The sequence below is a fragment of the Paraburkholderia sp. 32 genome (assembly GCF_050435345.1).
In the GTDB taxonomy this organism is placed as follows: Bacteria; Pseudomonadota; Gammaproteobacteria; order Burkholderiales; family Burkholderiaceae; genus Paraburkholderia; species Paraburkholderia tuberum.
This window is the reverse complement of record NZ_JBNDKD010000001.1, coordinates 2,176,903-2,195,378: the sequence shown is the minus strand read 5'-3', so window position 1 is coordinate 2,195,378 and position 18,476 is coordinate 2,176,903. Positions and strand designations below refer to the sequence as shown.

Annotated in this window: 14 protein-coding genes and 1 pseudogene; 5 read left to right on the top strand and 10 right to left on the bottom strand. The window is 58.4% G+C overall.

All coding sequences use genetic code 11. The annotated features are described in order from the left end of the window. Window positions 1-8 precede the first annotated feature (8 nt). The 3 genes and pseudogenes from tnpC to OKW26_RS10220 all read left to right on the top strand — a co-directional run bounded on the left by tnpC (window position 9) and on the right by OKW26_RS10220 (window position 2,945). Window positions 9-1,496, top strand: a pseudogene (tnpC, locus tag OKW26_RS10230) (IS66 family transposase). A 251-nt stretch (window positions 1,497-1,747) separates the two neighbouring features. Then, window positions 1,748-2,194, top strand: a complete 447-nt coding sequence (locus tag OKW26_RS10225; protein ID WP_429353527.1) for a GNAT family N-acetyltransferase — start codon at window positions 1,748-1,750, stop codon at window positions 2,192-2,194. Between the two features lie 241 nt (window positions 2,195-2,435). Then, on the top strand, window positions 2,436-2,945 hold the full coding sequence (locus OKW26_RS10220) for a GNAT family N-acetyltransferase (protein WP_187619027.1): 510 nt from the start codon (window positions 2,436-2,438) through the stop codon (window positions 2,943-2,945). 39 nt (window positions 2,946-2,984) lie between these two features. Here OKW26_RS10220 and OKW26_RS10215 read toward each other — a convergent pair. After that, window positions 2,985-4,552 (bottom strand): IS3 family transposase gene (locus tag OKW26_RS10215; RefSeq protein ID WP_429353101.1). Its coding sequence is split into 2 segments (ribosomal slippage): window positions 2,985-4,114 and window positions 4,114-4,552, totalling 1,569 coding nucleotides; the frame shifts between segments, so codons are not numbered across the junction. 180 nt (window positions 4,553-4,732) lie between these two features. Here OKW26_RS10215 and OKW26_RS10210 point away from each other — a divergent pair. Together OKW26_RS10210 and OKW26_RS10205 are read left to right on the top strand one after the other, a co-directional pair. Then, a complete protein-coding gene (locus tag OKW26_RS10210) occupies window positions 4,733-5,083 on the top strand; it encodes a VOC family protein (RefSeq protein ID WP_429353526.1) in 351 nt (116 codons plus the stop codon). Window positions 5,084-5,483: 400 nt separating this feature from the next. Further along, window positions 5,484-5,801 carry a hypothetical protein gene (locus OKW26_RS10205; protein WP_429353525.1) on the top strand — a complete coding sequence of 106 codons (318 nt, stop codon included), beginning with the start codon at window positions 5,484-5,486 and terminating at the stop codon, window positions 5,799-5,801. 115 nt (window positions 5,802-5,916) lie between these two features. Here the strand turns inward: OKW26_RS10205 and OKW26_RS10200 are convergent, their stop codons facing one another. The 9 genes from OKW26_RS10200 to OKW26_RS10160 form a co-directional block, all read right to left on the bottom strand. Beyond that, window positions 5,917-6,126 carry a hypothetical protein gene (locus OKW26_RS10200; RefSeq protein ID WP_429353524.1) on the bottom strand — a complete coding sequence of 70 codons (210 nt, stop codon included), beginning with the start codon at window positions 6,124-6,126 and terminating at the stop codon, window positions 5,917-5,919. Window positions 6,127-6,421: 295 nt separating this feature from the next. Further along, the gene (locus OKW26_RS10195; RefSeq protein ID WP_429353523.1) at window positions 6,422-8,239 is read right to left on the bottom strand and encodes a TnsD family Tn7-like transposition protein; all 1,818 of its coding nucleotides are present in this window, start codon (window positions 8,237-8,239) and stop codon (window positions 6,422-6,424) included. 296 nt (window positions 8,240-8,535) lie between these two features. Continuing rightward, window positions 8,536-10,047 (bottom strand): TniQ family protein, encoded by a 1,512-nt coding sequence (locus tag OKW26_RS10190; RefSeq protein ID WP_429353522.1) that lies wholly within the window; start codon window positions 10,045-10,047, stop codon window positions 8,536-8,538. A gap of 170 nt (window positions 10,048-10,217) precedes the next feature. Then, window positions 10,218-11,785 (bottom strand): IS3 family transposase gene (locus tag OKW26_RS10185; protein ID WP_429353521.1). Its coding sequence is split into 2 segments (ribosomal slippage): window positions 10,218-11,347 and window positions 11,347-11,785, totalling 1,569 coding nucleotides; the frame shifts between segments, so codons are not numbered across the junction. Window positions 11,786-11,967: 182 nt separating this feature from the next. Then, window positions 11,968-13,518 (bottom strand): ATP-binding protein, encoded by a 1,551-nt coding sequence (locus OKW26_RS10180; RefSeq protein WP_429353520.1) that lies wholly within the window; start codon window positions 13,516-13,518, stop codon window positions 11,968-11,970. A gap of 9 nt (window positions 13,519-13,527) precedes the next feature. After that, complete coding sequence (locus OKW26_RS10175) at window positions 13,528-15,963, bottom strand: integrase (RefSeq protein WP_429353519.1); 2,436 nt, start codon at window positions 15,961-15,963, stop codon at window positions 13,528-13,530. A gap of 40 nt (window positions 15,964-16,003) precedes the next feature. Then, window positions 16,004-16,819 (bottom strand): TnsA endonuclease C-terminal domain-containing protein, encoded by an 816-nt coding sequence (locus tag OKW26_RS10170; RefSeq protein WP_429353518.1) that lies wholly within the window; start codon window positions 16,817-16,819, stop codon window positions 16,004-16,006. A 235-nt stretch (window positions 16,820-17,054) separates the two neighbouring features. Continuing rightward, the gene (locus tag OKW26_RS10165) at window positions 17,055-17,999 is read right to left on the bottom strand and encodes a hypothetical protein (RefSeq protein WP_429353517.1); all 945 of its coding nucleotides are present in this window, start codon (window positions 17,997-17,999) and stop codon (window positions 17,055-17,057) included. A 160-nt stretch (window positions 18,000-18,159) separates the two neighbouring features. Then, a complete protein-coding gene (locus OKW26_RS10160; protein WP_429353516.1) occupies window positions 18,160-18,354 on the bottom strand; it encodes a hypothetical protein in 195 nt (64 codons plus the stop codon). Window positions 18,355-18,476: the final 122 nt, after the last annotated feature.

The following is an 18,476-nucleotide window of genomic DNA, read 5'->3' as shown; positions in this document are numbered from 1 at the left end:
TGCGCCGCATGTCGAACGGCGCCGAACTTCCTGACGATGTTGAAACTCTGCGAGCCTTGCTGGTCGAGGCTCGTGCCCAGCTTGCCGAGCGCGATCTGGAGATCGAGCAGCTCAAGGCGCAGCTCGACAAGCTCAGGCGCATGCAATTCGGGCGCAAGTCCGAGCAGTTGGACCGGGAGGTTGCACGGCTCGAAACCGCGCTCGAGGACTTGACGGGCGAGCGCGGCGTCTCTGATATGCGGCGCGCCCGCCAATCAAGCGCGAGCACGCCTGTGGGCAACGCATCGCCGAAAGAAGCGCTGCCGCCGCATCTGCCACGCGAAGAACGCGTACTCGACGCCGACGCAACGTGTCCGAAATGCGGCAGCGCGAGATCCGGCGCAAGACGGTCTGTCCGTGCGGCCACCACTTCTCGCAGCCGCCGATGCCCGGCCTGCCGATTACGCGCAGCATCGCCCATCCGAGCCTGCTGGCCGACATCGTCGTCTCGAAGTACGCTGACCACGCCCCGTTGTACCGGCAGTCGCAGATTGCCGCGCGCGACGGCGTGAAGCTCGATCCGGCCAGCATGGGCCGCTGGGTCGGCCAGTGCGAGGCCCTTTGCGATGCACTGACCGAGGCACTGCGCCGCCACACGATGGCACCGTCGAAGCTGCACGCGGATGACACGCCGATCCCGGTGCTCGAGCCGGGCAAGAAGAAGACAAGGACCGGGCGACTGTGGGTGTATGTGCGCGATGACACCCGTTCGGGCTCGACCGAACCGGCCGCGGTGTGGTTTGCTTACTCGCCCGACCGCAAAAGCATCCACCCCCAGACCCATCTCGCTGGATTCGAGGGCATCCTGCAGGCCGACGCCTACAGTGGCTTCAACGAACTGTACGAGAGCGGCAAGATCCGTGAAGCTGCATGCTGGGACCACGCGAGACGGTACATATACGACGTGCATGCCCGAACGCCTACCGAGGCGACCCGAGAGGTGCTCGAACTGATCGGTGGACTTTACGGCATCGAGGCGGATATCCGTGGCAAACCCGCTGCTGAACGGCTGCGCGTGCGGCAGGAGAAAAGCGTGCCGCTGCTCGCGACCATCAAGACGTGGATGACGGACAAGCTCGCGACGCTGTCGAAGAAATCCGACCTTGCCAAAGCGATCCGTTACTCGCTCAAACCAGTGGGACGCGCTCGCGCTGTACTGCGAAGAGGGCCGTGCTGAGATCAGCAACGCCCTGGCCGAAAACGCGCTGCGCTGTGTGAGTCTGGGCCGCAAGAACTTCCTGTTCGCCGGCTCCGACAGCGGAGGCGAGCGGGCAGCCGCGATGTACGGTCTGATCGGCACATGCAAGCTCAACGGGATCAACCCGCGCGCCTACCTCGAATACGTACTGACCCATATCGCTGACCATCCCATCAACCGTATCGACGAACTGTTGCCCTGGAACGTGGCCACGAAGCTGCCTCGGCAGTCTGGCTCATCGGCGTCTGCAGACACGTAACCCGATTCCCGATCATGCCTCACGCGGGCGCCGCGTTGCGGACGGCCGTCGCGAGGTGCTTACGCTTCACGGTCACAGCAATCCAGAGCGAACGTGAGTGTCACCAGGCTCACTCGCGCATTGAGTTGCGGGAGTTGCAGCGCAAGAGACCCGATGAACCCTGTAGCCACGGCGTTGCGCGCGGTGTACACGGAAAGCAGAGGAAGCGGCTTGAATGTCACTTTCGAGCGTCCAACAGGTGACGCTTTAGTTTGAGGTTGCAACGAGCATGTAGCCGAGGCCCCCCATCCTTTACCGATCAAACGGGCTTCGATAACTGGTTTTCAGGTGGTCTCACCGGGTCGAACGTCGGCCTCATTGCGCGTGAAGTGGCATCGATTCAAATTGTCGGTGTGGTGAACATTAACGAAATAGTAATGGGCGCTTTTCGCAGCGCCTATCTCGGGTATTACGGAATGTCGAACTTCGCCCGGGCAGGGTTGATGACGGACGCGGTACGGGCAGCTGTGATCTATGCTTTCAGCGAACTTGGATTGCATCGGGTGGAGGCAAATATTCAACCAGGGAATATCGCGTCGATCGCACTTGTGCGGCGGTTGGGTTTTAAACAGGAAGGTTTTTCTCCTCGCTATCTCCGCGTAAATGGCGAATGGCGCGACCACGAGCGATGGGCGTTGCTGGCCGATATGCCCGGTTAGACACAGCCGCCACTCAAAAAAATAATGTGCTCACGCAGAAATTGTTTTTGTGCCAATATTAACAGCATGGAACTTCGTAACGTCCCGAGCAAGGCTCACCACCATCATCACGGTCGCTATCCGCTGCGCCGTGGGTCGTTACGTCCATAGCAAGGAATTCGACCTCACGGTCCATTCCATGTGCAAACGACCAAGGCGCTTAAGGCGCCTTTTTTTATTTCCCCACCATCAAGAGCTGAAGATGACCGACTCGATAAGCTATCGCCGCGCAACCGTGGACGACATTTTGAAAATTTGCGAGTTGGGTCAAATCTTGAACGCGATCCACCATCAGGCACGTCCTGACGTCTATGCAAACGCCACTGAAGAGTTCGCTCGAGACAAGCCGCACTGGCTATCAAGCCTTCAGGGAGAAGATCGAGCCATGTTTCTCGCCGAGCATGGCAGCACGGCGGTCGGCTTTATCACCGTTCAAGTGATGCAGCCGACAAGTCCACTGTTGCAACCGTTGACCGTTGGCCGCATTGGCTCAGTCGCTGTTTTGGAACGACTGCGGGGACGCGGCGTCGGGAGCACGCTGATGAAACTTGCTGAAGAGTGGGCACGAAAAAACGGTGCCAACGACATGAGGCTGACCGTTTGGGCGTTTAATGAACAGGCGGTCGATTTGTATCAGGAACTTGGCTACGAGCTTCGTGCGTTCGAGATGGGAAAGCAACTGCCTATTGCTGGGGATATGCCAGTCGCATGAGGCGATGCTCGGCGCGCGTCAAGCAAGTTGTCGCCTCACTCATGCAGCCAGAGGCTGTTTATTTGCGCTGATCGACGCCATCTCGACGACTGAGTCGCGTTCGGGGTTAAGCGTCACGGCACCAACCGGTGTCCAGTTGCGCGTGTGGCGCGACCAGCGGGCCGGATTGCGCTCGCGGGCCCTCTCGTACAGTGCATGCCGAGCGGCGAGAAGCGCACGATCGTCACCGGCGTGACGCTGCGCAGGCGTCACGTAGCGGATGCCACTATGACGATGCTCGAAGTTGTACCACTGCACGAAGCCGGCAGCCCAGGTGCGAGCAGCGTTCAGGTCCTCGAAGCCTGTGACCGGAAACTCCGGCCGGTACTTCGCGGTTCGGAACAGCGCCTCGGCATAGGCGTTGTCGTCGCTGACCCGGGGGCGCGAGTACGACGGCTTGATGCCCAGCCAGTGCAGCATCGCCAGCACGGTAGTGGCCTTCAGCGTCGCCCCGTTATCGCCGTGCAGCACCGGCCGGGCCTCAAGGGCGGCAATGCCTTCGGAGAGCGCCGTACGACGTACGAGATGAGCAGCGTGTTCGGCCGCGTCGCTGTCGTGCACCTCCCAGCCGACAATCTTGCGGCTGTACAGGTCCAGAATCAGGTACAGGTGGAACCATCGCCCTGTGACCGTTGCCGGCAAATAGGTCATGTCCCAGCACCACACCTGGCGCGGCGCGGTTGCAACGTGCGTGGTCGGCGGCCGGCCGCTCGAAGGAGTTCTGGCACGGCCACGGCGCCTCATCTGCCCATGCTCGCGCAGCACGCGTGCAAAGGTCGATTCGCTGGCGATATACACGCCTTCGTCAGCCAGCATCGGCACGATGCGCGCCGGTGGCATGTCGGCAAAGCGCGGCTCGCTGGCTACGCGCAGCACGTTTTCCCGCTCCTGCGGGCTCAAGGTGTGCGCGGGCAGCAGGCGCATCGCGCCGGGCCTGGCGTCGCCAGTGACGAGCCCTTGATTGGCCCTCCAGCGCTGCAGGGTACGCACGTCGATTCCGGCCACCTCGCAGGCCAGGCGCAACCGTGCGCCAGCCAGTCTTGCCGAATCGATTTCCCGGGCCAGGAACTGGCGATCTTCGAGGCCGATCATTCGTCCTCGCCCTTGTCCGTGTTGAAGATCGCCCCGAGTTTTTTTGAAAGAACCAGCAATGCGGCTGCCTCGGCCAGTGCTTTCTCCTTGCGCCGCAGTTCGCGTTCCAGTTCCTTGATGCGACGCTGGTCCTGCTTCGTCTGCTGTGGACTCGCACGGGCCTCTTCGGGCTCGGCCAGCGCCTGCGTGGCCGCTTGCCGCCACTGCGCCAGTTCCTGCGGATACACGCCATGCTCGCGGCACCACGCATTGCGGGCCGTCTCGTCCATCGCTGCCGTGCTCAACACCGCTTCGAAACGCGCGGCCGCTGTCCATGCCCGCTCGCGAGCGGGCCTGGACAGCGCATCACTGCGCCAGCGCTCCAGCGTCTGCGCGCCCACACCGATCTCTCGCGCAACCTCTTCCACTGATGCGCTCTCCGGCGGCAGCAACCGCGCCACTGCTCTGTCCTTGAATGTCTTTCCGTAACGCGCCAACTTGTTCTCTCTTTATCGCCCCCAGATTCCAATTTTATCCAGGCGACAACCATTGTGACGCGGGGGGTGCTCGGCCAGTCTATATTCGTGCATAGATCGCGGACAATTAATTGTTCACGTGAAACTTTTGAAACCTCTATTATCTGTTGCGTCTTTCCGAAAACGTTCTTGGAGCATTCAATGCGGATTAGAACCACCTATTTGAAAGTGTCGGACATGGAACGCAGTTCTGCTTTCTGGGAAAACCTGTTGGAACGCGCGCCGATCCGCAGGTCGGATAAGTGGACCGAATTCTCGCTCGGTGAAGTCCGCTTCGGGTTGCTGCTAAATGATTTTGGCGATGAGTTCGTCGGGAGCGGATGCGTTCCTGTGTTCGAATTTGACGTATCCGCCTTGCATATATTTCTGGATCGCGCCAAGGCTTTTGGGGCAACAGTCGCTCTCGACGGGCTAAACAATGAAGCCATGAAGAGCATTGTGTTCGTTAGCCCTGATGGCCATGAGTTCGAACTTTGCGCATGTCACGACTAATCGGTTGTTCTACCCCGAAAATCTAGGCCCGCGTTGCCCGTCGCGAGTGTCCGTTCCTAAGGGCGTCAACGGGCTGTTGTGGGTCGTAAGTACGCGTTGGGGATGGCGAGACGCGTCGCTCACGACCGCTGAGGGTGTGAACGGCCGGAGAGTGTCGTGAAGCCGACCGACCACAGCCAATAGCTGACCGTCGGCAATGGCCGACATTGCGCCACTCGAAACTGCCCGCGAATGTCGCCCGATTCCGGCGATGGGCTAGTCACGAGCCTGGCCCGCACCTCCTTCCCGCCTTAAGAAGGCCACCGGCATGAAAGCGCATCGAAACATTCGTGGAGCGCCGCCTCCGGCGGGACGAATGCGCACCCTCATGTAGTCAGCCATACCATCTCCGAGCGCCAGCATGCATTCCGTGGCGGAGCTGGTGTGGAATGAGAATCTGGCGCTGCCGCGGATCAATGTCGACGAGGCCGACCAGTGGACGTTGCGCGTCTTCGGCAAGGGCGACAATCTCCGCATGAGCAAGAGTCCGAAAGTCATGAGTCGAAGACGTCTGCTTGATCCGAGGCACGGGATCACTTCAATCCATCCCTATTTAAGCGACCGAAAAATCGCCATTGCTTCCGCCCTACTTTCAGGCGTTCAAACCCTGCTAACCCCGGCAGAAAATGCTGCATTGCAATGCGCTTTTTGGACTTGCTGCAGACTTTGTTGTCTCTGAAAGCGGGGTTTTCGTATGCCGCAGACTTTGTTGTGCGCCGATAAGATCTATGGAGAAACATCAAAGTTTGCGGGGAAAAGTTGATCGGAAGGCCCTACCACCGTTGAAGTCTTAATCATGAGACAGGGTCAAAGTTCGCAGCAGCAATTGCGATTTCTGAGACTGCATCGATTCCAGCTGCGCAAAGTCTGCGGGATCGCCCACCAACAACTCTTGCGAAAGCGACAACAAAAAGTGCCGCATCGAAATCATGCTGCACCGCATTAAATAGGGACGCACCATTAGGCTCCAATGTGTAGCCGACACGTAATACATGGATTTTCACCGGCCACAGCGATCCGAGCCTCAACGCCGGCAGCCCGCCTGAATTCATCCCCATCCGTAACAACGCACGCGACTGCGCTTTTCATCTCCGAACATTTCAACCAAAAGCTATAGCCAAGATGTCCCGGTAACGACAGAAGCGATAACACTGTGCGAATGTCGGGTCTTACGAGCCAATGTCGGTCGCCCCCCACGGCGGCAATAACAGATCAGATAGGTTCAAGAAAAATTTCCCGCGGCTGTGCTACGAGGACCGGAGCCCCCAACAGGTTCAACGAGAGTGGTCCAACTCCTAGCTAACACTTGCGAGCGGAATGATCTTCGGCAGCACCCGTCAATTCGATTCCCCGAATTCGCCCTCGCTGCTCCCTAGTAAAGCTACTTCTTCGCAACCCAGCCGTCCGTAGAGCTTCATCGCAGTCGCCCAGCCGTTGTCCCGATGCCAAGTTGGCAAGCCAAGAAATGACCCGCTCAAGATAGGCCGGACGGCATTCAACCAGTTCCACCAAAACGGCCTCAAAAGATCTGTTCCGGCCCATCGCTCGAAGAAAACCTGCTCTTTCGAGGATGGCCCTTCGGGTCGCCATGATCGGGGGCTCGGCCGACATTAGTTCACGCCACGCCTCCCGAATCTGGCCAGAGGTTGGTTCCTTCCGCCGGACCGCGCCTTTCGTTCGCCCCGGTGACCGGTGGCTCCGATTAAAGGTGCGCAGCCAATCCGGGTCATTCTTCAATAGCATTTTATGAACGGCTGGATCGGCTTCAGCCGCCGCGGTAATGCGCCTTTCCGGTGGGGCGTTCTTAACCAACCGGCGCCATGTCGCGTGCAACTTTCTTAGCTCTCCGGAATTAATATTGCTCACCCTCTCACTGTACGCCCAACAATAAGACAAATGTAATTTTCGTGCCGCAGACCATACGGTGTCTCCTTTAGCAATCAACCCGCGATACCGTTTCCGGTAGCGATCGCCATATCCGATCGGAACCAGTTGTGCAGCATCACATTGAGCCGTTTTCCGCACTCGGTATGACACCCCGCACGTACATACAAGCTTCCATCTGTCTCTTCGCATTGAGGTAAATTCAAGGACGTCAGCACTTCGATGCAACGCCCCCTTACATGAGTATGCTTCCCAAACCGAACCCACCGCCTCCCTCTCACTGGCGAAGTTTCGAGCATTACAGCTGATCTGCGGCAAATATGATCCTGGCAATTCGACGTGATGTTCAAGAAACGATTCCGCCGCGATGAACATAAACGGGTGCGGGCACTCGGAACGCACAGAGTGTTCTGACAAACGATCAAGCCATTTCGAAATTTTTCCGGCAGTCATGCCTGTCACATGACAATATTCTTGCCCGAAATAATCGAACCAAGCGGAAATCATCCTATCATGCTTTATATGAGAATTTTTGTGTAAAAACCCTGCCTCTCTCAACATGTCGCGATATATCTTCGTTGACGTGCAAATCCTACCCTCCGCTCTCTGTAGGCCGCTTCTCTTAGCAACATCCTCGATAGCCCGCTGTTCTGAAGGAGTGACCCGTTGTAGAATCCTCTCATCAGAAGTGTTAATGAGGCGTAAAACAGTTTGGTCAAAATAACGTTCAGATCGCATCCTTTTCACTGATTTCAATATACACGCGTGCTTCACGCAGCAATACACTCCAGCTAACTGATGGTCGATCCTCCAATAGGGCGCCTGCTGTTTCTCAATCCATTCCGCCAGACACCCGTCACAATATCGCAATGTCGCGGTGCGCTCGCCTTTCAATCCAAAAATTCTCAGCGGGCATGAAAATTTTTCACCCGCATGAGACGCCAGCATCACCTGAAGTATTTTTTCCCGTACGGATTGCGAAGCCATCATTGTTGCGTATTGGAATTCCGTATGCTCTTTAACTATATCCTCTGCCCCCTGGTTCCAGTAATCGCACGCTTGCTTCGCAAGATGATCAATGGCAGTCGGAAGCCGCGACTGTGGCTCAGAGTCACAGCCGAAAAGCGATCGCCGAAGTCTCCAAGTGGATTTCAATCCCATTAACTCTGCATAGCGTCCGAAATTACTTCCGAGAGTCTCACCTTTCTTTAGCGGAAGCAGCGCGATGGCCATCGAATCGCTCCTTGTCTCGATAATAGAGTGACGGATACTCGCAACTACCAAAAACCAGCTTTTGGTAAACTCTGAGTTGATAGCGCGTGTCACGTGACAATCTAAAAACGTCCACAGCAGTAACGGCACTCACCCATCTCGCCCGTCGCTCAATTCGAACCTGGTGAGCCTCAAAAAACTAATCTTTCCACGGGCGCCCAGCAGAACCCGTGTGAAACTCGGTCTCACACCGCAGAGATGTCTGCCCGTCGCAGAGATGCTCATCACCAAAGAGTTGCGTCGATTCCCTCGTCGAATCAATCGCGGATTTTGCTCCCTTGCCGGGTGAGCAACGAACGCTTGGGACGTGTCCGATTTGCCAGGTTGAATGCCACAAACCAATCACGGTCGTATCGGCACAATGTCCTATACAGGTTTGAATCAATACGATGGGCCGAAGTGATTCGTTTATCCGGCTGAGCGCTCTTGACCAGCGAGCACCAGCGGTCGCGCATGCGTTGAATGGCCTCTTTGGACAAAACCCTGTCTTTAGAAAATCCCGCGTAACGCGCCCAACGCAGGAACCTCGCATTTGCTGTATGGGGTCCTTGTGACGGAGTTCGAGCGCTGACACTATCAGCGAACCGCATGGAAATGAGGCTTTGATAACGCGCTCCATAGGCCTCCACGGTCAACTGCGCCTTTTCAGAGGACGACACCTCGGACGCCCGATACGAAACTCCGCAGGAACATGCAAGCTTCCATCCGGCACCCTCTCTCGAGCATTCTTTCCAGGTGTCACTCTTCCGATGAAGGATGCCGACGCATGACAGTTCGCCTACGGTTTTACCGACAGCATCACCGCAGCTATCCAGCGATTCTGCGCCATGAGCTATCACTGTGTTTCGTGTCGCCGGCACAAACGATCCTGGCAACGCGAAGTGACGGTTCAGTAACGATTCCGCTGCGATGAACATAAACGGATGGGATGCATCCCTGCCTCTCCCTTGATCTGCGATGTTTCGCACCCAAACGGTCATCTTTTGCCAATCGAGACCGGTCAGCCGGCAATACTCGTGGCCAAAATGTCCTAAGGCAGATGCAATAAAGGCACGACTGTCCGTCCTTCCGTCAGGCCACACAAACCCCGCGTCCCGAAGCAGTTCGCAATAGGTCGACGCCGATGGGAGACCATCGTTCGCCATCCTGTACCGCGCGCTACGTTTAGCTACATCCTCAATCGCGCTCCTTTCTGAAAATGACAGCCGAGTCAAAACTTCTTCGTCGGCACGCCCCTTCAATGCCGAAACCGTCAGGTCCGTGAAACTTTCAGAAAGACCCGGGTTCGTCATTTTCAGCATGCGTGAATGCGTGCAACAGACATACGCGCCCGGAAGTTGATGATCCACCATCCAATGGGCGGGGATCCCATTCGCTTTCCACTCCAGCAGGCAATCTTCGCAATATCGAAACCTTGTGACGCGCTCCCCACTCCAGCCACACACGCTTCTTCGTGAACATCTCCCAGCAGGTTGACCGAGCATATCCGAGCGCATCGATTCTCGCTTTGTCTCTGGTACCGTCAAGGTCGCGTAGTGGAACTCAGTGTGATCACTTATGATTGCCTTTGCGTCCAGGCCCCAATAGTCCATGGTTTCCTCGGCGAGATGAGCGAGTCCGCTCGGGAGTCTCGTATCCGGCTTACAGGCATAGCCGAAGAGACGCCGCCTGAGCGATAGCGTAGTTCCAAGACCAATGAAGTCTCCATAGCGCCCCAGATTGCTGCCAATGGTCTCACCATCTAAAAGAGGAAACAACGCGATAGCCATAGCATCTCCCCGTGTTCTCACGACCGAATCCAGACGCCGCGCACCCTCGACTGACTCTCTTCCCGCTCCCATCAGATTCCAACGCTCACAGGTCGCTTCATCGAGCAACGCAGCGCGATTGAACTGACAACGCAAGATATCGGCGCGCGTCAAGCAAGTTGTCGCCTCACTCATGCAGCCAGAGGCTGTTTATTTGCGCTGATCGACGCCATCTCGACGACTGAGTCGCGTTCGGGGTTAAGCGTCACGGCACCAACCGGTGTCCAGTTGCGCGTGTGGCGCGACCAGCGGGCCGGATTGCGCTCGCGGGCCCTCTCGTACAGTGCATGCCGAGCGGCGAGAAGCGCACGATCGTCACCGGCGTGACGCTGCGCAGGCGTCACGTAGCGGATGCCACTATGACGATGCTCGAAGTTGTACCACTGCACGAAGCCGGCAGCCCAGGTGCGAGCAGCGCTCAGGTCCTCGAAGCCTGTGACCGGAAACTCCGGCCGGTACTTCGCGGTTCGGAACAGCGCCTCGGCATAGGCGTTGTCGTCGCTGACCCGGGGGCGCGAGTACGACGGCTTGATGCCCAGCCAGTGCAGCATCGCCAGCACGGTAGTGGCCTTCAGCGTCGCCCCGTTATCGCCGTGCAGCACCGGCCGGGCCTCAAGGGCGGCAATGCCTTCGGAGAGCGCCGTACGACGTACGAGATGAGCAGCGTGTTCGGCCGCGTCGCTGTCGTGCACCTCCCAGCCGACAATCTTGCGGCTGTACAGGTCCAGAATCAGGTACAGGTGGAACCATCGCCCTGTGACCGTTGCCGGCAAATAGGTCATGTCCCAGCACCACACCTGGCGCGGCGCGGTTGCAACGTGCGTGGTCGGCGGCCGGCCGCTCGAAGGCGTTCTGGCACGGCCACGGCGCCTCATCTGCCCATGCTCGCGCAGCACGCGTGCAAAGGTCGATTCGCTGGCGATATACACGCCTTCGTCAGCCAGCATCGGCACGATGCGCGCCGGTGGCATGTCGGCAAAGCGCGGCTCGCTGGCTACGCGCAGCACGTTTTCCCGCTCCTCCGGGCTCAAGGTGTGCGCGGGCAGCAGGCGCATCGCGCCGGGCCTGGCGTCGCCAGTGACGAGCCCTTGATTGGCCCTCCAGCGCTGCAGGGTACGCACGTCGATTCCGGCCACCTCGCAGGCCAGGCGCAACCGTGCGCCAGCCAGTCTTGCCGAATCGATTTCCCGGGCCAGGAACTGGCGATCTTCGAGGCCGATCATTCGTCCTCGCCCTTGTCCGTGTTGAAGATCGCCCCGAGTTTTTTTGAAAGAACCAGCAATGCGGCTGCCTCGGCCAGTGCTTTCTCCTTGCGCCGCAGTTCGCGTTCCAGTTCCTTGATGCGACGCTGGTCCTGCTTCGTCTGCTGTGGACTCGCACGGGCCTCTTCGGGCTCGGCCAGCGCCTGCGTGGCCGCTTGCCGCCACTGCGCCAGTTCCTGCGGATACACGCCATGCTCGCGGCACCACGCATTGCGGGCCGTCTCGTCCATCGCTGCCGTGCTCAACACCGCTTCGAAACGCGCGGCCGCTGTCCAGGCCCGCTCGCGAGCGGGCATGGACAGCGCATCACTGCGCCAGCGCTCCAGCGTCTGCGCGCCCACACCGATCTCTCGCGCAACCTCTTCCACTGATGCGCTCTCCGGCGGCAGCAACCGCGCCACTGCCCTGTCCTTGAATGTCTTTCCGTAACGCGCCAACTTGTTCTCTCTTTATCGCCCCCAGATTCCAATTTTATCCAGGCGACAACCATTGTGACGCGGGGGGATATGCTCACAGTCAGGCGCGAATCGCACGAAACCGGCATGGGCAAATCACATTGCCCGCTGCAACTGAACTCCAAGCTGGAGGCCACCGGGGGCCGCCTCCAGCTTTGTAGTTGTCAGTTAACCTCCTCCTTTGACTCGTTGACGCTTTTCTTCAGAGATTCCGCAGGAGCTTTTTTTTGGTAGAAACGGCGCGCTGCCTCGTTACTCAGGTCTTGCGATGAGGCCGCCGGGTACTCTTTCTGGACTGTACAAACGAGCGACGACGCCAACTCTTGCGGTACGCCCAGCAGCATCAGTCTGGATACGGCACTGATCGCTGACTCGTTCCTGTCATGCTCCATCGCCACCTCATGGTAGCCGTGTCGCTTCGCCTCCGCCTCCATCGACTCAACGATGTCGTCCAGCGTGTCGCCCAACAGGTCATCGTATTCAACCATCCTTGCCTTATTCCCCGAGCGCACCGCGTTCATCATCGGTCTCAATGAAGCCATCTTTTCATCGAATACATCCCTGACGATTTTTCGGGACAACCTCTCCGCTCCCGAGGCAATTGCCGCGATCTGTGCCAGCTGAAAAAGCGGGATTGCAATCCCCGGCAGCCCCTGGGTCAGGAAATACAGATACTTCCGCAAGCTCTCCGACAGAGGCACCGGTTCCGCAAGCCACTGGTATTTCTGCAGTTGATTGCAGAACCGCTTCCAGTCGTCCTCATTCCTCATCCCGTTCCACACGGTAACGCCTTGACTGCTAATGCGCCGCGCGGACCGCAATGTCTTCCGGAACAGCTGAGCTGCCTTCGGAGTGCCGCTCACGATGACCGGAATTCCAACTACGTTAGTAAGATTGACAAAGAAGTCAAAGAGCGGGTCGTTCCTTGCCACCGCCTGCAACGCGTTCTGCATCTCATCAATAACAATGAGGCCTGTGTGATGCCGTTGACAGATTCGGTGGAGCTTGTTTGCGTAGTCGGCCAACGTGGCCCTCGGCCCAACCTCCCCCGTATAGTCTGTTCCGAGCAGGTCGTCGAATTTCAATATGAGAAGCTTGAGTGTGTCTTTGAGACTGGCACTCTTTGGACAATCAACCTTGATCCAAACAACCTGGCTAAGTCCGTATTCCCTGTGAAGGACCACCTGAGGGAACAGACGTAGCGCAGATTCCAGTGCCGTGGATTTTCCGCCTCCCGAAAGCCCGAAGACTCCTGCACAATATGCATGTGAACGCCGGTGCGGGTAGACGGGAGAAAGCTGCCCGCCCTGGCTCGCCCTATAACGGTCGTTGAGGCCTTGTGCGTAATCGTCTCGTAGTTCGCTTCCAATGTAATGCTGACGAACGATGATCTGGATCGTGCTGACGACGTCAAGATGAGCGGGAAGTGCGACGACAAGGCGCGAAAGTCGCCCAATGGCATGCAGGCGATACTCTTCAGGCTTTGTGCGTTCGCTTTCAGAAAAGGCAACCGGCACGTCGAGCGCCTTCAGAATCGATTTCTGGTCCCAAACAGGTCCCAACGCAGAGATCAGCGGATTGCTCCGGTACTCGGGCAGCAGGTCGTCGCCGCTGTAGTACTGTGCCTCCACTGCTTCGATACACTGCCTCACCGGTTCGGGTTGATTCGATTTCCTAGCTGCCACTGGTTTGTCGACGGATTTCTTGATGGTCATAATGCGCTCCTATGCATCCATTGCGGCGAGCAAGTCCCTCGCACGCTTCTCTCGAAGGTCCTTCGCGGTCATGCGACCAGCCTCGGCGGAGATCGCATTTTCCTGACTTACCGACTCTTCATGGGCGTCTCCTTCGTGGTCGTACGTATCCTGGGGTACCGGATCGTCCAGGCTAGTTTCTTTTTGAACCTTCCTGATGAGCTTCCTGAACGACGTGCCAGCCCTGTTGCGCCGCCGGGGTCTTCCGGCATTCTTCGGACCATCCGCGGTCCGCAACGTCGATTCAGCGGACTGCTCGATGTGACGCATTTCATCCATATCACTGATGTCCGGCCGCATCATTCCTGCATCTTCCAGGGCTCTTGAAGTCTTGGAGACAGCGTTCCTGGCAATCTTCGCAATGTTGTGGTCCGTCATTGCGCGGTCGGACTCGCAAGCTTCCTCGCTCATGCCCCGGTTAGTCGCATCGTGCTCCGTATAGAGCTCCTGTTCCTGGTAAGTCAGCCCACGCAGGTCGTCCCTTTCATGGTCAGACATCGAACACGATACGGGCTCACCGAGGCCGTAAAGTTGAATGCTGCTGTTATCCGCGGAGTCGTACCCGATTTCGACGCTGGACTCGACTTTCTGGCCACGAAACATTGCCTGACGCTCAATGAGCGAAAGCGTGGGACAGTCATAGTGCATCCCGTTGTGAAAGATTCCCTTACCATCTATTCGAACTGTCGTTGTAGGCATCGCTTTCGCCCGGAATTCATCGACATCGACATGTCTTCCGCAACCATTGATCTCCGTGCCGTACCTCCAGAGATTGAGTGGCGTTGGCGCAAGTCCGCGCTCCACCATTTCTGGAGGCGTGGGGTAACCGCGGATGAGACGGGTGTTATAGCTTAGTACCGCGTAGCAAACTATCCGACGAAATTCCGCGATGTCAAGGGCCGCATGATATGCGGGGTGTTCAACGCCGCGGTCAAACGACCCTTTCTCGACCACCCCAGGTACAAGCGCGTTCCAGATTGCCGGTATGATGCCGAACCGCCGCTCCATCACGGCCCGCAGGTCGGGACGATAGGCCGGCGCGTTCTTCATTTCAATCCGGAAATGCGTGATGAGGGGATGCCCCTTGTGTACGCTGCTTACCTCGCCCTGATCCGCGTAAAGGACTTCACACAGGCGACACGCTGGCCACTGTTCGACTCCAATGACGATGCCGATTGACCTGCAGAACGGCACTTTGGGACTGACTGCGTTCGCAAGCGCCATCATTGCCCCATCCCAGGACGGTGGCTCGAATGTCAGATAGAAACCAACAACCATCGCCGTGTAGTCGTCGATAACAAGATAGAGAACCGGCCGGCCGATGACCTTCGTCCGCAGGACCTGGCCCACCAGGTAGACATCAGCGACCGTCGCGTCAATGTGAAAGCGCTCGCCGGGTCCACGTGACGTTCTGAGTCGACCGGTCAGAGGCCGTTCATGCAGCAGATACTGCCTGAGACCAACCTTGCGGATGCGACGCTCTTCATAGCTGTAGTTCCGGTAGATATGGTATTGAAGTTGCCGGTCCGTCAGGACGATACGGCGATCGAGTTTCAGCTCGATCATTTCTCCATTCTCGTTGCAGACGACCCTATCGCGCAGAAACTTGGCGCGAATCCAGCTGAGAGCCTGCTTCAGGGTTTTTTGTGCCCTTTCCCCTTTCGTATATTCGAACGAAAAGTAATAGTCGGCCGCCATCTCGAGCAGGCGCTGTACCTCCTGGTTGCGAGCCGAGCCCTTCAATGTCCTGCGTTTCGGCATCCTCCCGGGGGCATCTTCCCAATTCCGCTGCTGGCCTCTTCCTCCGCACCGGTCGTAATCATCAGAAGCCGCCGCGGGCGTCATCCCTTGCTGGCAAAAACGCCGGAATGTTCTGTAAACAGTGGACTCTGATATGCGCGAGAATGCGCAATATCGCATGATCCGCTTCCTGCGGGTTTCCCGGTGAAGCAACGCCTCGAACTCATCGCCGTAGATCGAAGGTTCTTGTGGCGTTCCGTCGTCGCCGGGCGGCAGATCGAAAGTCAACAGTCCTGCAATAAGCCTCCACCCTTCAGATTTGGTCGGATCATCCGCGATTTCCTGATATTTTCTGGACCGACGGGACAGGCCGAACGCTAAAACCCCCCTGCGCTCTGACACATTACCCGGCAGCCTGGCAAGTTTTTCGAGAGCAAGCTCAGGCTCCACATTGGTCGACAGTCGCAACAGCAGAGCGTCCGTTTTCTCCTTGAACGGTGATGCTCGCCGGCAGGATGCCGATTTGGCCTTGTGCTCAATATCGATAAGATGGGTCCATCTGGAGTTCCTCCCTGTTTTCAGGACGATATAGATGTGGTCACCGTTGCGCTCCTTGAGTACGTCACCAACAGTGATTTCGCTGGGACACGTTGATTGGACGACCATTCGAGCCTCCGTTGTGATAGGCGCCGGGCAGCTGCTGTCTCTAGGGCTTTGGCCGCCAGATCTCGTCGAGCCGGATCTTGAGCGGGTCGGAAACGTCGAGGTCAAACGCTAACCGTCTGGCGCCAGCGAGTTGCCGGAAGGCCCGTACGCCCGAACCCGGTGGAAGCCCCAGCATCCCATCAACGCGGCGGCATGCGTCAAGGACCCGCATCTCTTTCTGCACCCGGACAAGGCGGAGCAACTCGCGCTGCGCCGCCAACTCGGCGTCAGACAGTTTTCGATCGACCGTATCGTTGTGCGCCCGAAAGAGCCAGGCCAGATTTCTCGAACGGTGCGCATGCATGCCTTTAGCCCTGACCACGGAGTACGACGCTCCATCGTCTTCCCAGGTTTTCCGCTCAATGAGCTGCGCGCGCGTCAGTTTGTCTTCCTGGCCACGGCGGGTCGACCTGACCGACCGCGCCTCCCGGTTGCGAGTCGCTCCCCGCGCCGTGATGTAAACCAGGGCCGTGCTAAGTACCGCTGGCTCGCCGAGGTGCCGATAGAACGGATGGGCAACATTGATTGACGCCGCCGCTCTCTGGGTCTTGTCGCGGTCAAGAGCGACCTGATCGTAGATAATCTTCACATCACGCCGGTACCACCCCTCCAGGAATTCGGCATGCTCTGCCTCGGATAACAGGTGCAGTTCCTCACCTGCCGCCTTGTTGCATGCAAGCCGTGTCTTGATTCCGGAGCCTGGTTTGTCCCGGGTATGCTGCCAGCGCTGATGGGATCCTGTCTCCCTGGCCAGCGCCTGCTCCTTCAGTTTGCGCACCAGCGTTCCCTTTCGGGTCCGCACCGTATGTTTCGTCATGTCACCCTCCAATGCGCAATCCACTTCCCGCAGGATCCCGTGGAAATCTCGATTGGGAATGCGAACGCTCCCTGCCGCCCCTATCCGCGACGCAAGCGAAGCGGCGCCCTTACATGCAACCGCGGTTGACCGTTGCTCCTGAACCGGGGGCCGTGCACACTGGCTGCACATGCCCCCGTGCCGGTCGCAATGAACTCTTGTTCAGCAGTCCGGCGTCGCTTCGATGGCGTCGCGCCTAAAAGCCATTTCGCTCGCGCAGAAGGCGATGGATGGCAAAGTCGTTCCGGTATGCCCGTTCGTACTCGCAAGGAGCGGAAGGAACCTCGCCTTCGCCGGCCCAGCACGGATCCGGCTCACGCTGGCTGGCCGGGTTATTCCGCGCCAGTTGGGCGCCGGGGTTGGAAAGTTCGGCCACGTATGCAGCCAGCGCCGCGGTGCTGACACTGGGGAAACGCCGCGGCGGCACCCCAGTCCCAGCGTCAGGCGACAGGCGCGGCGTCGTCGGTACAGCCGGGGTCGTGCCGGACCGGTCCGGGAGATGCGGCTCGCGGATCACCATGATCCCGAGAGTGCGCAGGTGAAACGTCAGTAAGCGGGAGTCACCATATCTTGGGTCGACTGCGCATACGACCCCGGCACCGGCATCGAGTATCGCCTGCACTTGAAAGGCGGCAGCGGTCGCTGATGTCAGCCATTGGTCAGCTCCGTCGATGCCCAGCACGACCGGTCGCAGGGGCGCCTGAGCGCACAGTTCTGCCGCCCGCGCCCTGGCGCAAACGAGTTGCTTGTCGAGTTCCCCCTGCTTGCACCGGACAAACAGCTTTCGTCCTCGCGGACCACCGAGTTGGCTCACACGTGCTTCCAACGCCCTCGTCCGGATGGGCGAGTCTGGCCCCTCGACGAACCGGATCACGCGCGGCTCGTGATCGCTGTCCGCGACAAAATGCGGGAGGTGCGGAAGTCCGTGCTCGCCCAGCGCAAACCGGGCGGTGACCGCTCGTCGCACGGCGGTCAGCGTACAGCGTGCGTCCAGCCATGCTCTTTCCGCGTGTGTGGCTGGCCGATGCAAGTAACGCTTATCCGCCACCACTTCTGGATCAAACTCACACCTGTTAGCGCCGTATGGGATCCGGGCACTCGCGGCTTGTTCGGGTTGGATGAAATGCATGGACGAGTTCATACCTGCCTCCATTTTCAGGGCTCTTGACAAGAGACCAGATTGGGCGGAGTATGACTTTGTAGGTTGTCCACTCTGCCAATCAGGCCGAGACAAACGGGCCCCCGGTCTGCAAACCGGGGCCCGTTTTTTCAATGTTTTACTGGTTTCCTAGGATCCTGTTTCATAGCTGGATGCCTTGAAATTCAAGGGTGACAAATATTTCAGGGGTTGCTGAAACAGCGCCTCTTGAAGGGCCGTTCGAGTCAACGCCCTGCGCGATCGACCGTTCAGCAGTCCAGTTTTTATCTACAGTCAGTTCTTGCAGCGCCCCCTTTCCCGACGAAAAGCCATTCCAAGCGGCAAGCCTTCCCTTCATCGCCGTCCAGACACCCGACGTATTTGTGGCTTGTCGCCGTAGCAGGGCCTGCAGTCATGACGCGCCAAGCGGTGGTCTTTGCCGCGCGAACTGCTGCGCACGCGCGCGCCGGCCTCGCAACA